Source organism: Cobetia sp. 2AS (assembly GCF_029846355.1).
Classification (GTDB): domain Bacteria; phylum Pseudomonadota; class Gammaproteobacteria; order Pseudomonadales; family Halomonadaceae; genus Cobetia; species Cobetia amphilecti.
In genome coordinates this window covers 278,974-293,339 of sequence record NZ_JARWKQ010000001.1, presented here as the reverse complement: position 1 = coordinate 293,339, position 14,366 = coordinate 278,974, and the positions used below count along the sequence as shown (strand labels likewise).

At 64.9% G+C, this 14,366-nt stretch carries 13 protein-coding genes; 4 read left to right on the top strand and 9 right to left on the bottom strand.

Annotation, left to right across the window (positions count from 1 at the left end):
* Window positions 1-97 precede the first annotated feature (97 nt).
* From QD356_RS01285 to QD356_RS01250, 8 genes are all read right to left on the bottom strand, one after another.
* Window positions 98-1,129, bottom strand: a complete 1,032-nt coding sequence (locus QD356_RS01285) for a septal ring lytic transglycosylase RlpA family protein (RefSeq protein WP_192838405.1) — start codon at window positions 1,127-1,129, stop codon at window positions 98-100.
* Complete coding sequence (gene mltB / locus QD356_RS01280) at window positions 1,126-2,169, bottom strand: lytic murein transglycosylase B (protein ID WP_043331956.1); 1,044 nt, start codon at window positions 2,167-2,169, stop codon at window positions 1,126-1,128. Before mltB ends, QD356_RS01285 begins: the two co-directional genes overlap by 4 nt.
* A gap of 71 nt (window positions 2,170-2,240) precedes the next feature.
* Window positions 2,241-3,389 carry a rod shape-determining protein RodA gene (rodA, locus tag QD356_RS01275; protein WP_043331958.1) on the bottom strand — a complete coding sequence of 383 codons (1,149 nt, stop codon included), beginning with the start codon at window positions 3,387-3,389 and terminating at the stop codon, window positions 2,241-2,243.
* Window positions 3,379-5,325: a penicillin-binding protein 2 gene (gene mrdA / locus QD356_RS01270; RefSeq protein WP_192838404.1), complete on the bottom strand. Its 1,947-nt coding sequence runs from the start codon at window positions 5,323-5,325 to the stop codon at window positions 3,379-3,381. The genes rodA and mrdA overlap by 11 nt, the downstream gene beginning before the upstream one ends.
* Before the next feature lie 42 nt (window positions 5,326-5,367).
* Entirely contained in the window at window positions 5,368-5,835 is a 468-nt protein-coding gene (gene rlmH / locus QD356_RS01265; protein ID WP_043331959.1) for a 23S rRNA (pseudouridine(1915)-N(3))-methyltransferase RlmH, read from the bottom strand.
* 145 nt (window positions 5,836-5,980) lie between these two features.
* Window positions 5,981-6,340: a ribosome silencing factor gene (gene rsfS / locus QD356_RS01260; protein WP_043331961.1), complete on the bottom strand. Its 360-nt coding sequence runs from the start codon at window positions 6,338-6,340 to the stop codon at window positions 5,981-5,983.
* Between the two features lie 230 nt (window positions 6,341-6,570).
* The gene (gene nadD / locus QD356_RS01255; protein ID WP_107336631.1) at window positions 6,571-7,206 is read right to left on the bottom strand and encodes a nicotinate-nucleotide adenylyltransferase; all 636 of its coding nucleotides are present in this window, start codon (window positions 7,204-7,206) and stop codon (window positions 6,571-6,573) included.
* 275 nt (window positions 7,207-7,481) lie between these two features.
* Window positions 7,482-8,765, bottom strand: a complete 1,284-nt coding sequence (locus tag QD356_RS01250) for a glutamate-5-semialdehyde dehydrogenase (protein WP_192838403.1) — start codon at window positions 8,763-8,765, stop codon at window positions 7,482-7,484.
* Between the two features lie 348 nt (window positions 8,766-9,113).
* Here QD356_RS01250 and QD356_RS01245 point away from each other — a divergent pair, with 348 nt between their 5' ends.
* The 4 genes from QD356_RS01245 to QD356_RS01230 all read left to right on the top strand — a co-directional run bounded on the left by QD356_RS01245 (window position 9,114) and on the right by QD356_RS01230 (window position 13,604).
* Window positions 9,114-10,175 (top strand): hypothetical protein, encoded by a 1,062-nt coding sequence (locus QD356_RS01245; protein WP_192838402.1) that lies wholly within the window; start codon window positions 9,114-9,116, stop codon window positions 10,173-10,175.
* Window positions 10,175-11,134 (top strand): diguanylate cyclase, encoded by a 960-nt coding sequence (locus QD356_RS01240; RefSeq protein WP_052384343.1) that lies wholly within the window; start codon window positions 10,175-10,177, stop codon window positions 11,132-11,134. Before QD356_RS01245 ends, QD356_RS01240 begins: the two co-directional genes overlap by 1 nt.
* Window positions 11,131-12,603 (top strand): bifunctional DedA family/phosphatase PAP2 family protein, encoded by a 1,473-nt coding sequence (locus QD356_RS01235; protein WP_225996468.1) that lies wholly within the window; start codon window positions 11,131-11,133, stop codon window positions 12,601-12,603. The genes QD356_RS01240 and QD356_RS01235 overlap by 4 nt, the downstream gene beginning before the upstream one ends.
* Window positions 12,604-12,725: 122 nt before the next feature.
* The gene (locus tag QD356_RS01230; protein WP_054555037.1) at window positions 12,726-13,604 is read left to right on the top strand and encodes a DMT family transporter; all 879 of its coding nucleotides are present in this window, start codon (window positions 12,726-12,728) and stop codon (window positions 13,602-13,604) included.
* Between the two features lie 109 nt (window positions 13,605-13,713).
* Here the strand turns inward: QD356_RS01230 and QD356_RS01225 are convergent, their stop codons facing one another.
* Window positions 13,714-14,343 (bottom strand): LysE family translocator, encoded by a 630-nt coding sequence (locus QD356_RS01225; RefSeq protein WP_192838401.1) that lies wholly within the window; start codon window positions 14,341-14,343, stop codon window positions 13,714-13,716.
* Between the last annotated feature and the right edge of the window lie 23 nt (window positions 14,344-14,366).

Below are 14,366 nucleotides of genomic sequence, written 5' to 3'. Positions count from 1 at the left end.
AATCTCTTTGACACTCATGCATAAGCCGAGGCTTGCGCCTCGGCCAGGTTGCGCCTCTTCACGAAGCGCATGATGGATGAAAACGGGCCTGCGGCCCTTATCGCTCTGCCGTGACGCTGAAGGCCCCGGCATAGCCAGCATCGGCCAGCGCCGACTTGAGCGATTCAATACGGACATTGTCTTCCAGCGGGCCGACCTGAACCTTGTAGAGGTCGCCGCTGCCCAGCACGCGAGTCGGACGTCCCAGACGGGAGCTGACACTGGCACGAATGCTGTCGGCCTTGCTCAGATCACTGACCGCCGCGACCTGCAGGAAGGTAGCTTCCCCGTTCGCCACGGAGGACGTGCTGCTCGGCGCAGCAGAGGCTACCACGGGCTTGGCGGCAACGCTCGCGCCGGAAGCGCTCGAGGCCACGGAACCGCCGGTTGCCTGCATCGCGTCAAGCCCGGCAATGCCTTGCTCGCGGCGCACCGCCTGGCTGCGCGCCAGCAGACGCTCGGACTCTGCTGTGCCCTGGGTCGGACTCGGGCCCGGCTTCCAGGTCGTGGCGTCGAGGGTCTCGACACGCACGTGCCCGGTACCGTGGCCCAGCATGTCCAGTCGCCATGCCGCGCTGTAGGACAGGTCGATCAGGCGGTCTTCATGGAAGGGGCCGCGGTCGTTGACCTTGACGATGACCTGCTTGCCGTTGTCCAAATTGGTGACACGCGCATAGGTCGGCAATGGCAGCGACTTGTGGGCCGCCGTCATGGTGTACATGTCATAGATCTCGCCACTGGCGGTGGCGTAGCCATGAAACTTCTTGCCGTACCAGGAAGCAGTGCCCTCGGCCACGTACCCGCGCGGATCATCCATCACGCGATAGGTCTTGCCCCATACCTCGTACTCGCTGCGATTGCCGCTGCGGGTATAGGGTTCGACACGTGGCACCTCATCGGGCACCGCCGAGACATCCGGCGCATCATCGGGATAGGCATCGCTGTCCATCTCGTAGCGGCCATTCTTGCCCGCCTTCTTGCCGGTGCTCGCCGAGGCACCATCACTGACCTGGGTGCCACCCCCACTGCTGGCACAGCCGGCCAGCAGGGCAAGCGCGAGGGTCAGCGGTAGCGCGCGTGACCAGCTCATCCCGCACCTCCGTCCTCGAGACGACGCTTGATCGCCCGGGAGAGCTCATCGACGGCCATCGCATACATGTGGCTGTGGTTGTAGCGCGTGATGACGTAGAAGTTGTCGAAGCCGACGGCGTAGCGATAGCCCTGCTTCAGGTCCAGCGCCAACGGAATCACCTGGGTATTGCCGGCCACGTCGTCTGCCACCTGGACACCGGCCGCCTCGAGCGCGGAAACGCTCATGTACGGCTTTTTCGTCTTGTTGAAGGTGACGGAGGACGGCGGCGTCCCGGGACCATCCGCGGCGCTGACCACCGGCGCACCGGCCTTCCAGCCATGACGCGCGAAGTAGTTGCCGACGCTGCCGATGGCATCGACCGGGTTGTGCCACAGATCACGCACGCCATCGCCATCGAAATCGACCGCATAGGCCTGATAGCTGGTCGGGATGAACTGCGGATAGCCCATCGCGCCGGCGTAGGAGCCCTTGATGGAGAGCGGGTCGATGCCCTGCTCAATCGTCAGCTGCAGGAAGGCCGCCAGCTCGCCACGGAAGAACTTGCCGCGACGCGGGTGATCGAAGGCCAGCGTGGAAAGTGAATCGATCACGCGGTGAGTGCCGGTGTGCTTGCCGAAGAAGGTCTCGACACCGATGATGGCGGCGATGACTTCCGGGGGCACACCATACTCGGCCTGGGCGCGATCGAAGGTCTCACGATGCTCGGCGATGAACTTCACACCGGCTTCGATGCGTGATTGCTTCATGAAGATGGCGCGGTACTGGTCCCAGCGCAGATGACCTTCCGCCGGACGCGACATGGCATCCAGCACCTTCTGGCTGTAATCGGCCTGGTTCATCAGCTCGGTCACGCGATCGCGATCCAGCCCCTTGGCCACCAGCTCGTCGACCAGCTTGGCCGTTTCCGGGTGAGTCGCCGGGGCGAAGCCATCAGGCGCCGCCTTGGCCACGCCTGACATTCCCAGCAGCGGTGCCACCATCACCAGGGCTGCGCCCCAGTGCTTCAGACGTCGCCCACGCGCATTGATCACCGTCATCGACTCTCTCCTTGCCTGTCTGCGAGCTTGGGCTCGCGAATGTCCTTGCCACTCGGCAACTGGCCGCCACGTCATCGCGACAATAGGCGCCGGTGGGTATGAATGCTCATGAGAATACCGAAGCCTGCCAGCAAGGTCACGCTGGAGGTCCCACCATAACTGACCAGCGGCAACGGGACGCCAACGACCGGCAAGATACCCGATACCATGCCGATGTTGACGAAGACGTAGACGAAGAACGTCAGGATGATCGCGCCCCCCGTCAGCCGAGCAAAACTGTCCTGGCCATTGTTGGACATCACCAGCCCGCGCAGCACGATCAGCACGTAGAGCCCCAGGAAGAAGCTCATGCCGATCAGGCCGAACTCCTCCCCGATGACCGCGACGATGAAGTCGGTATGGCGCTCCGGCAGAAACTCGAGCTGGGACTGGGTCCCCAGGGTATAGCCCTTGCCGAAGATGCCGCCCGAGCCGATGGCCGTCTTGGACTGGATGATGTTCCAGCCCGCGCCGAGCGGATCAGACTCCGGATTGAGGAATGTCAGCACACGGCGACGTTGATAGTCGTGCATCACCATCCACAGAAGCGGCAATGCCGAGGCGATCAAGGCGCCGAAGAAGGCGATCAGCTTCCAGGAAAGCCCCGCCAGCAGGATCACGAACACCCCCGCCGCGGCGACCAGCAACGAGGTGCCGAGGTCCGGCTGGCGCGCGATCAGCAGCACCGGCGCGACGATGATCACGGCGCAGATGGCCAAGTCTCGCCAGCGAGGGGGCAGCGGGCGCTGCCCGAGCCAGCAGGCGACCATCATCGGCATCGCCAGCTTCATCAGCTCAGAGGGCTGGAAGCGCACCACCCCGGGGATGACCAGCCAGCGCTGGGCGCCCATGCCGACATCCCCCAGCACCTCCACCGCCACCAGCATCAGGAAGCCGGCGCCATAGGCGACCGGCGCCCAGCGGTAAAGCGTCGCGGGTGACAGCTGGGCGAGCCCGATCATGATCACCAGTGCCAGCGCCTGACGTGAGGCCTGGCGCAGCGTGAAGTCGATATCCTGGCCACTGGCGCTGTAGAGCACGATCAGCCCGCAGCCGAGCACGGCCAGCAGCAACAGCAACAGCCAGGGGTCGAGGTGGATACGCTCCCACAGGCTGGTGCGGCGGCGATGACTGAGATCTCCACCTACACCACGCATCGAGCGCTGATAATCAGTCGGCATCGTTCTCTCCTTGCTCACCCTCGCCCGCCGGTGCCTCCGGGGGTGCCAGAGCGGCAGCCAGCGTGAGCGCCGCCTCACGCGCCTCGGGGTCAATGCGCGGCAACAGCCAGTAATCGGTGACGGCGCGCGCCATCGGGCCGGCCACGGAGCTGCCGCCCTGGCCGTTCTCGATCACCACGGAGACGGCGATCTCCGGGTGCTCGACCGGCGCAAAGGCGGCGAACAGGGCGTGGTCACGCAGACGCTCCGCGAGCTCCTTGCCGTTGTATTTCTGGTCCTGTCCGAGGGTGAAGACCTGCGCGGTACCGGACTTGCCGGCCATGCGGTACTTGAGGCCGGGCCCGACATACTTGCGGGCCGTGCCTTCTCGCCCGCTGACCACGTCCTCGAGGGCGGAGATGACATCGTCCCACCACGCCGGATTGTCCAGCACCACATCCGGCTTCTCCTCGCTTCTGGGCAACAATACCGTCTCGTCACCGATGCGCTTGGCCAGGTGAGGCGTCACGTGCCTGCCGCGATTGGCCAGCACGGCCTCCGCCGAGGCGAGCTGCAACGGCGTGGCAAGCCAGTAGCCCTGACCGATACCGATGGAGATGGTCTCGCCGGGGTACCAGGGCTTGTCGTAGCGATTGCGCTTCCATTCCTTGGACGGCATCAGACCGGGCAGCGCGCCCTGCACATCCAGCGCCGTCTGCTCACCGAAGCCGAACTTGTGCATGTACTCGCTGATGCGGTCGATCCCCAGGCGATAGGCGACGTTGTAGAAGAAGGTGTCATTGGACACCGCAATGCCACGCCGCATGTTGACGCGCCCATGCCCCCAGCGCAGCCAGTTGCGATACTTGTGGCTGTCATTGGGCAGCTGGAAATAGCCGGGGTCGTAGAAGGTGGTGCTGGTGGTGATGGCACCGTTCTCCAGCCCCGCCAGCGACATGAAGGGCTTCACGGTCGAGGCCGGCGGGTACTGGCCGCGAATGGCACGATTGAACAGCGGCAGGTCGATATCATTCTGCAGCGCACGATAGCTCTTGACGCTGATGCCGGTGACGAACTCATTGGAGTTGAAGCCCGGCACGGAGGCCATCGCCAGGATGTCGCCCGTCTTAGGCTCGATGGCCACGATGGCACCACGTCGCCCCTTGAGCAGCCGATAGGCGAGATCCTGCAGGCCGCGGTCGATGGTCAGCGTCAGGTCCTTGCCCGGCACCGGATCGATCCGCGACAGCTCACGCAGCACGCGGCCCCGCGCATTGGTTTCCACCTTGCGCAGGCCCGCCTGACCGTGCAGCTCCTCTTCATAGAAGCGCTCGATACCGGTCTTGCCGATGAAGTGGGTGCCCGAATAGTTGCCCTTGTCGAGGGTCTTGAGCTCGGCCTGATTGATGCGCCCCACGTACCCCAGGGTATGCGACAGCGGCTTGGCGTCCGGGTAGTAGCGCAGCAGCTGCGCCTCGACCTCGACGCCGGGCAGGCGATAGCGATTGACGGCCAGACGCGCGATCTGCTCCTGACTCAATTCACTCATCAACAAGGCGGGCTGATAGGGGCGTTGACGCTGACGCGAGCGTTCCTTGAAGTCTTCGACTTCATCGGGCGGCAGATCGAGAATCTCGACCAGGCGCTCAAGCGTCGTCTCGAGATCACCGGCGCGTTCGCGCACGATGGTGAGATTGTAGTTGGGACGGTTTTCGGCGAGCAGCTGACCATTGCGGTCATAGATCAAGCCGCGCGTAGGCGGCAAGGGCTCGACACGCACACGGTTCTTGTCCGAGCGCGTCGTATAGATGTCGTGTTCCACGACCTGCAGGAAGAGCAGCCGCGCCAGCAGACATCCGGCCAGCACCAGCACAAGGCCGGCAGCCACGATGCTGCGAAGGCGAAAGATCCGCACTTCCTGTTGAGGATTCTTTATCGTCGCCCGGCGTTGGCGCATGGCGGGTCTCGCAACCAGTGTCGTGTCGCAAGCGGCAGGCGCTTACCGGTGATAGGGGTGCCCGACCAGCAATGTCCAGGCGCGGTAAAGCTGTTCCGCCAGCACGATGCGCACCAGGGGGTGCGGCAGCGTCAGTGCCGAGAGCGACCAGCGCTGATCGGCACGTGCCAGCAGGCGTGGGTCGAGTCCATCCGGACCACCGATGAGGATGGCCACGTCTCGCCCTCCCAGCCGCCAATCATCGGCATGCTGGGCAAGCTGCTCGGTACTCCAGGCCTTACCTAGGACATCAAGGGCGACAACATGTTCATTTCCCTTGAGTTTTTCAAGCATCCGGTCGCCTTCACTGGCCATGGCACGGGCGATGTCCGCATTCTTGCCGCGATTGCCGGGCGCCAGCTCGATGAACTCAAGCGAAAAATCCCGCGGCATGCGCTTGAGATATTCCCGGCTACCCTTCTCCACCCAGTCCGGCATCTTCTGCCCGACCGCCAAAACTCGGATCTTCATGTCCTGTCCCGTGCTGTGTCAGAACGACGGGCGAGCCCGCAGTCCTTCCATCGGATACTTCCTGCCCGCGACATCGCGACCGGCAAGGACGTAACGCGCGGTTGGCATGCCCCGACGAGCAACCCGTCGGGTCAGGCTGGCAGGATCAGTGGCTCTGCTCGTACTCTTCACGCGTTTCGCGGGGCAGATCGCTCCACAGGCGCTCGAGGTCGTACAGGGCACGGGTTTCGGCCAGCATGACGTGGACGACGACATCGCCCAGATCCAGCAGCACCCAGTCGGAGCCGTTGTCGCCTTCACAGCCCAGCGGCTTGACGCCGGCTTCTTTCACGGTGACCTGCACGTTGTTGGCCAGCGCGGAGATATGGCGGCTGGACGTACCGGTCGCGATCACCATCACATCGGTGACGCTGGTCAGCTTGGAGACATTGATCTCGCTGATTTCCTGGGCCTTGAGTTCTTCAAGGGCGTCGACAACCAGGTTTTTAAGAGCTTCGGTCTGCATGATTCCTCGGGAGTTTGTTCGGCAGGGGGCGCATTCTACCCGTTGGCGATGCGCGCGCCTATGGGCATCGTCATTTACTCGCCAAAGGGGCGCCACGCACGGCGATGCGGATCGCGGCAGCGACGCCCCCTCTCATGATGCCACGCTCGCACGCGACAAGACGTTCAGAGCCACAACGCTCAGCTCGATGATGGGCACAGCTCGATGATGGACTCAGGCTGATGATGGGCTCAGGTCGATGACGGACAATAGAGGCCATGCGCTTCGATATGACGGATCACCGCTTCCGGCAGCAGGTAGCGCACGCTGTCACCCAGCGCGAGGCGCTCGCGCACGAAGGTGGCACTGATGGCCATGCGCGTCGGCAGCGACAGGCGCAACAGGTGGCCACCCGGGCGCGCCATCAAGGCCGCCACCGAGTCGACCTCGCGCCCCTGGATCAACGCTTCGAGCGCCCGGGGCAGCGGTGCATCATGGTCCGGCCGCTCGATCACCACCACATGGGCATCATCGAACAGACGGTCGGCGGCATGCCATTCCCCGAGCTTGAGGAAGGCGTCATGGCCAATGGCCATCACCAGCCGCGCCTGCGGGCCATATTCGGCACGCAGACTGGCCAGGGTGTCGGCACTGTAGGAGGGGCCATCGCGCAGCAGCTCACGCCCATCGGCCTTGAGGCCCGGCTCTGCCTCTATCGCGGCTTCCAGCATCGCCAGCCGCTGGTCACTGCTGACGCCGGGCGCGGCGCGATGCGGCGGCTGATGCGAAGGCACCAGCAGCACATGGTCCAGCCCCAGCGCTTCGCGCAGCTCGATGGCACTGCGCAGATGGCCGTGATGGATGGGATCGAAGGTTCCGCCGAGCATGGCGACACGCGGTACCGGGCCGAGGCAGCCCTCGAAGCCCGGCTCCGCTGCCGTGTCAGTCCTTGAGCGTGAGTCATGTGCCGACTCGGTGCCGTGATGCACGGCCTCACGCTCCTGCGCGAGACCATCGGCATTCAAGGGGCGCTGGGTATCCTCCAGCGCCTCGGGCGACAGGGCCTGCTCGTTCGTCAGGGTCCTCTCGTTCGTCAAAGTCTGCTCGTTCGTCAAGGTCTGCGCGGGCGCGACCTGATCCTCGGCGGGTGAGACCTGGTCCTTCACTGGCGAATCTGCCCATCACCGAACACGATGTACTTGCGGGTCGTCAGGCCCTCAAGCCCGACCGGGCCACGCGCATGCAGCTTGTCGGTGGAGATGCCGATCTCGGCGCCCAGGCCATATTCGAAGCCATCGGCGAAGCGGGTGGAGGCGTTGACCATCACCGAGCTGGAATCGACTTCCGCCATGAAACGGCGCGCCAGCGCATAGTTCTCGGTGATGATGGCCTCGGTGTGCCCGGAGCTGTGACGCTCGATATGCGACATCGCCTCATCGACGCCATCCACGATGCGAATCGCCAGAATCGGCGCCAGGTATTCGGTATCCCAGTCTTCCGCACTGGCGGCCACGGCCTGCGGCAGCACTTCGCAGGTACGCTCGCAACCGCGAATCTCGACTTCATGTGCCGCCAGACGCTCGGCAATACGCGGCAGGACCTCGGCGGCAACCGGCGCATCGACCAGCAGAGTCTCCATGGTGTTGCAGGTGCCGTAGCGGTGGGTCTTGGCGTTCTCGGCGATCCGGACCGCCATCGCCAGGTCAGCCGTGGCATCGATATAGACGTGGCAGATGCCATCGAGGTGCTTGATGACCGGCACGCGCGCATCACGCGAGATACGCGAGATGAGGCTCTTGCCACCGCGCGGAATGATGACGTCGACGAACTCGGGCATCGCGATCAGCTCACCGACCGCGGCGCGGTCCGTGGTGGCGACGACCTGCACTGCAGTGGCCGGCAGCGCGGAGAGCACCAACGCCTCGCTGATGATCTCGCTCAGCGCACGGTTGCTGGACGCGGCCTCGGAGCCACCGCGCAGGATGCAGGCATTGCCGGACTTCAGACACAGGCTGGCCGCCTCGATGGTCACGTTGGGGCGTGACTCGAAGATGATGCCGATCACGCCCAGCGGCACGCGCATGTGGCCGACCTGAATGCCGCTCGGACGCGAGCGCAGCCCATCGACCTCGCCGACCGGGTCCGGCAGCGCCGCGACCTGCTCGAGCCCTTCGATCATGCCGTCGATACGCGCCGGCGTCAGCGCGAGACGATCGACCATCGCCTCCGAGAGCCCATTGGCGCGTGCACGCGTCAGGTCCTCGGCGTTGGCCTCTGCCAGTGTCTCGCGACGCTCATCGATCAGACGCGCCATGGTCTGCAGAGCACGATTCTTGATGCCGCTGTCGACGCGACGCATCACGACGCTTGCCGCGCGCGCTGCGTGCCCCAGACGATTCATGTACGCCACGACGTCCGTGGTGTCGTGCTTGCCCTGCTCACTCATGTGCCTAATCTCGCTGGTTGTCAGTGTCCACGTGCTCATTTCATCATCGGCCGGGCCCCGCGAGGGCATTCCCCAGAGAAGCCTCGACATGAAGCCCTGACGTACAGCCCGACGTGAAGGCCTGATGTGAAGGCCAGACGTGGTGGTCGTATGTGAAAGCCTCAGAGGCGTAGACACTTTTGTCACTCGCCGTTTGGGGTATGCTGCCATTATTGCAGACGACGTTGCATGATCGGAGCACCGTCGCATCTTGCAAACGTGCAGGCAATGCCCTCGTCACAGACCGTTCGGCCAGGGAATTCGGCCGATTTCGCGCCATCCACGGCAAAGGTGCCAATATAAGTCACCATGGAGATCAAGTTCAAAGTCCGTCTCAGTCAGTTCGTCTGTCTGCTCGGCTCTGTATTGCTGCTGCTGGAAGCGGCACGACAGATCAGTATCGGCCTGACGCTCACTGCCCTGTTGCTGGCGGTGGGTGGCACGATGTTGCTGGTGGTCTCTCTCGCCCACGAGCTGTTCACCCTGCGCTGGTTCCGCACGCTGGTGATGCTCAGCGTCGCGCTGATCATGAGTGCGCTGGTACTGCTGGCCCCGCAGCAACACCTGATGTGGCTGTGGGGCTTTGCCGTCCTGCTGCTCTATCCGCGCCCGCGCTGGCTGGCACCAGCCTGCGCACTGATCGGACTGGTCACCACCTGGCTGGCGCTCGCTCAGCTGGGCAGCGACTGGCTGAGCCTGGGCATCGGCATCACCGCGACCCTGATGGCGCTCGGTGCCATCGGTGGACGGCGCCAGCAGCAGGTCTGGATGCAGCTGGAGCGGCGTGGTCGGCGTGATTCCAACCGCGCGATCTGGTCACAATACCAGCTGATGCGCGACCTGCCGCGGGAAATTGCCCGCGCCGATCGCGAGGACATCCATATCGAATTGATCCTGCTCGCTCCGGTCAAGACCGGTCGTCTGGCCAATCGTCGCCTGATGAACACCCTCGACAGTGCCGCGCTGCCGCATGAGACCCGCTACCAGCTCGATGACGGGGCACTGGCCGTCCTGCTGGTCACCCGCGGCGAGCGCATGGCCAGTCTGCGCCGTCGCCAGTTGATCGAGCATCTCGCGATGCCGATCCGCGCCCGCGTGCAGCCTCTCAACGACAGCGACCCCAGCGCGCTGGACCTCAAGCGCCTCAGCGCCCACTTGAGCGATGAACCGCAGCCGATCACCCTGCTGCCGCCACTGCCTCGCAAGCCTGCCGATGCCGATGCCTCGTCAGACGAAACCTCGACAGACGATGCCCCGTCAGACTACGCCCCGACAGACGATGCCCCATCAGACCATGGGCGAGACACCCTCAAACCGGCCAGCGCGGCAGACAAGGTCGCCGTGGCACCGTCGCGGGGGAATGATCACTGATGTCTCCTCTGCACAGCCTGGCCCATCGCGAGCGTCGGGAACTCGCCAATCGCAAGACACTGATCATGCTGCTGGCCGCCGCGGTGATCGCCACCTACGCCCTGTGGCGCTACCTGGTGGGCGATTTCGAGCATATCCTGACGCCGGTGCTGGCCACCTTGCTGATGGCGATTGCCGCCGGCCTCAATCACCTCGATGATGAGCAGCCGCTGCCTTCCTACCTGACGCTGATCGCCAGCTATCTGATGCTGGCACTCGAGGCGCCGGGCACCTACCCGGGCATGTCGCTGTGGCTGGGGCTGCCCAGCGTGCTGACACTGCTGCTGTTGCCCCTGGCACCGGCAATGTTGCTCAATCTGGTGCTGGCACCACTGTGGCTATGGCTATTGGGTCAGCAGGAAGACAACTTCGGCGAGATACTGCGCTACCTGTGTCTGCTGCTGGTAGCCAGCCAGCCGTTCGTCATCAACAGCCTGCAGGCAGGTGTCATGAGCCTGACCGCCAGCGAGGAAACCGAGTGCAATGCCTTCAATGCCCGCACCGGTCAGCAGCGGCTGATCAGTGAGGCAGCACGTGCGCGGGCGCTGGATCAACCGTTCAGCATTCTAGTCGTCTATCTGCCGCAACTGGACATGCTCGGCGAGCAGTTCGGCGAGGACAGGCGCGTCGAATGCCTGGCGATGGCCTGCGACGTGATGCAGGAGGTCTCGCGCCAGGGCGACCTGCTGTGTCGCAGCGACAAGTCGTCCTTCTGGCTGATGCTGCCCAATACCGGCGAGGCGGGAGCGCTGATCATGCGCGAGCGCCTGACCGCGGCGCTGGCAGCGGCCACACAGCCGGAAACCGGCTCCATCATTGCCCGCGCGCGCCTGGTGACGTACAAGGCCGATGACACCACCCAGAAACTCGAGCAACGCCTGCTGGCCAGCCAGCTTGCCCTGATGGATCTCAATGAATGAGCGACACCCTTGCGTCACTGCTGCATTGGCTGAACCCCAGTGTGATGATCGACACCCTGATGACCACGCTGAGCGATCACCCGGCAGCCCTTGTCGCCGTCATCGGCCTGGTCTCACTGCTTGAATCTCTCGCCATCATCGGCCTGCTGGTGCCGGGCGTGGTCATTCTCACCGCCGGCGCCTCCCTGGCCGGCCATCTCGAACTCTCGCTGCCGATACTGCTGGCCGCCGGTGCGCTGGGCGCCATCATCGGCGATGGCGTGAGCTTCTGGCTGGGCATCCGCTATCGCGATCAACTGCCCGGCCGCTGGCCCTTCTCGCGCCATCCCGAGTGGATCGAGCACGGTCAGCAGTTCTTTCATCGCCACGGCAGCTGGTCGATCGCCTTCGGGCGATTCGTCGGCCCGGTGCGCCCGATCATCCCGCTGGTCGCCGGCATGCTCGACATGCCGCCGGCGCGCTTCTTCTTGGTCAATGGCCTCTCGGCGCTGGCCTGGGCACCGGCCTACCTGCTGCCGGGCTATCTGCTGGGCCAGACCTGGCAGTCACTGTTCACCCTGCCGGAAGGGGCCGACGGCCTGCTGGTCGGCCTGGCCAGCGGCCTGATCGCCTGTGCCTTCGCCTTCTCCTTCCTGCGCCGCCAGCTGGGCCGCGAGGGCCGCCTCTATCATTGGCTGGCTCGTCGCATGCGTCGCAGCCCTTCCGGGCGGCGTCTATGGTGGCAACTGCGTCATCCCGACCCCGAGGGCGAGTTTCCGCTCGCCTCGATGGCACTGCTGATCTTCGCGGCGATCAGCGTGCCCGCCATGAGCCTGGCGGTGCTGGCCCATCCCGAGCCGTGGTGGATCGACCGCGTGGCCGCCTCGCTGGCCGCAAGCCTCACCTCACTGATGCCCGAGGACTGGCTGCGCGAGGCAAGCCTCGTGCTGTCTCGCCTCGCCGATGGCACCGGCCTGGCGGCGCTCGTGGCTCCGTGGCTGGTATGGCTGCTGCTCAAGGGTCGCCACGCGGTGTGGTTGCATCTGACGGCCGCCTGGCTGGGCATCGCCAGCGCCAATACCGTGCTCAAGCACCTGATCCAGCGCCCGCGTCCGGATACCCCCGCCTTCCTGGAAGGATCGATGTCGTTTCCCAGCGCCCATGCCGCCGGCAGCGTGGCAGTGTTCGGGCTGGCCGCCGCCTTCGTCGCCGAGCGCCAGCCCTCCTCGCGACGCCGCTGGATCTACTGGGCAGCCATCGCCGCCTGTACGCTCGTCGGACTGTCACGCATCACGCTTGGCGTCCATTACCTCAGCGATGTGCTGGGCGGGGCCTGTCTGGGGCTGTTGGTCTGTGCGCTGGTTCGCATCAGCTATCCCGCCTTCGTGCGCCAGCCCTCGGCCCCCCTGGAATCGCCAGCTCCGCTGCTGTGGTTGAGCATGGCGAGCCTGCTGCTGTTGGCGACACGCTTCGTCTGGCTGCCGCTCTAGTCTGTCGCGATCAGACTGCTGCCGCTCAGGCCGTCGCGATAACGTTGCCGTGATAGCGCTGTAAACCGATGAGCCGCCTGAGATGGCGGCTTTTTCACTACCCCCTGATGACGAGGAACCTCATGCCCGGCCCTGCTGCCCCTCCCGCCAACCAACCCCAGGCACTGATGTCGATTCATCTCGGCATCGCGCTGCTCGGCGGTACGGCGCTGTTCTCGAAAGGCGTGCCCCTCTCGGCGCTCGATATCACCACCTGGCGCAGCCTGCTGGCGGGGCTGTTCCTGCTGTGGCTGGCGCGCCTGAAGTGGCATGTCTCGCTGCGTCTTAGCGGGCGCGACTGGGCCTTGCTGGGCATCGCCGCCGCGCTGATGGCCGCGCACTGGGTGAGCTACTTTCACTCGATGCAGGTGTCTTCCGTGGCCACCGGCATGCTGGCGCTGTTCACCTATCCCATCTTCATCGTGCTGCTGGAGCCCTGGGTGGAAGGCACGCGCCTGAAAGCGAAGGACCTGGCGGCAGCGGGACTGGTCTGCATCGGCGTCTGGCTGCTCGTCCCCGGCGGCGACAGCAGCGCGCAGGGCGACAGCCTGGCGGGAGTGTTATGGGGCGTATTCTCGGGCCTGTTGTTCGCGGCGCGCAATCTGCTGGTGCGCTACCGTCTCAGCCATCTCAATCCGGTACTGTCGATGAGCCTGCAGGCGCTGGGCGTCGTGGTGCTGACACTGCCGTTCGTCTCCGGCGAGATCATGGATGCCAGCCCCTCGACGGGGATCGCCATGCTGGTGCTGGCCATCGTCTTCACGGCAGCGCCGCATGCACTGATGACCTTCGCTCTCGGTGGCCTCAAGGCCAAGACCGTCGGCATGATCGGCTGCCTGCAACCCGTCTACGGCGTGCTGCTGGCGTGGTTGATTCTCGGCGAGGTGCCCACCTGGCTGACGCTGGTCGGCGGCAGCTTCATCGTGGCGGCGGCAGCACTTGAGACCCTGCGCCGCAGCTGAATCAGCGCCGCAGCTAAACCAAAGCCGCGCCCCTGAACACATCAAGGCCCGCCAATGGCGGGCCTTGATGTGTTCACAAGCTGCAATGCCTGGCTCAGTCATGCCGACATCAACCGGTCGCGAGCCAGATTCCCACGCCGATCATCAGCGTACCGGCCACGCGGTTCATCAGGCGCACACGCGAGCCACGCCCCAGCCAGCGCGCCAGGCTGCTGCCACCGCCGGCGTAGAGCAGCAGGCAGGTGAATTCCAGCGTCAGGATGATGCCGACCAGCGCGATCAGCTGCGGCGCCAGCGGCAGGCTGGCATCCAGAAACGGCGGCAACAGCGCAATGAAGAACGCCCAGCCCTTGGGATTGGCGATCGCGGTGACGAAGCCCTGTGCCGCCAGAGCACGGCGTGAGGCGCGCGGTGCCGCCGCATCCTCCCCTGCCACCCCCAGGGCCAGGCGGCCACGTGAACGCCACATCTGGATCCCCAGCCAGGCCAGATAGGCGCCACCCGCCAGCTTGAAGGCCGAGAACACCATCGGATAGCGCAGCATGATGGTCGCGACGCCGATCACCGCCGACACCGCCACCAGCCCGACGCCCAGCAGTTCGCCCACCATCATCCACAGCGTGCGCTTGACGCCCTGGGTCATGCCCAGAGTCATCGCCAGCGTCATGCACATGCCCGGCGTCAGCGAGACCAGAAAGAATGTCGGCACGAACACCGACAACAATGACCAATTCAGCATTCCCTGCTCTCCTTGCACAGTCT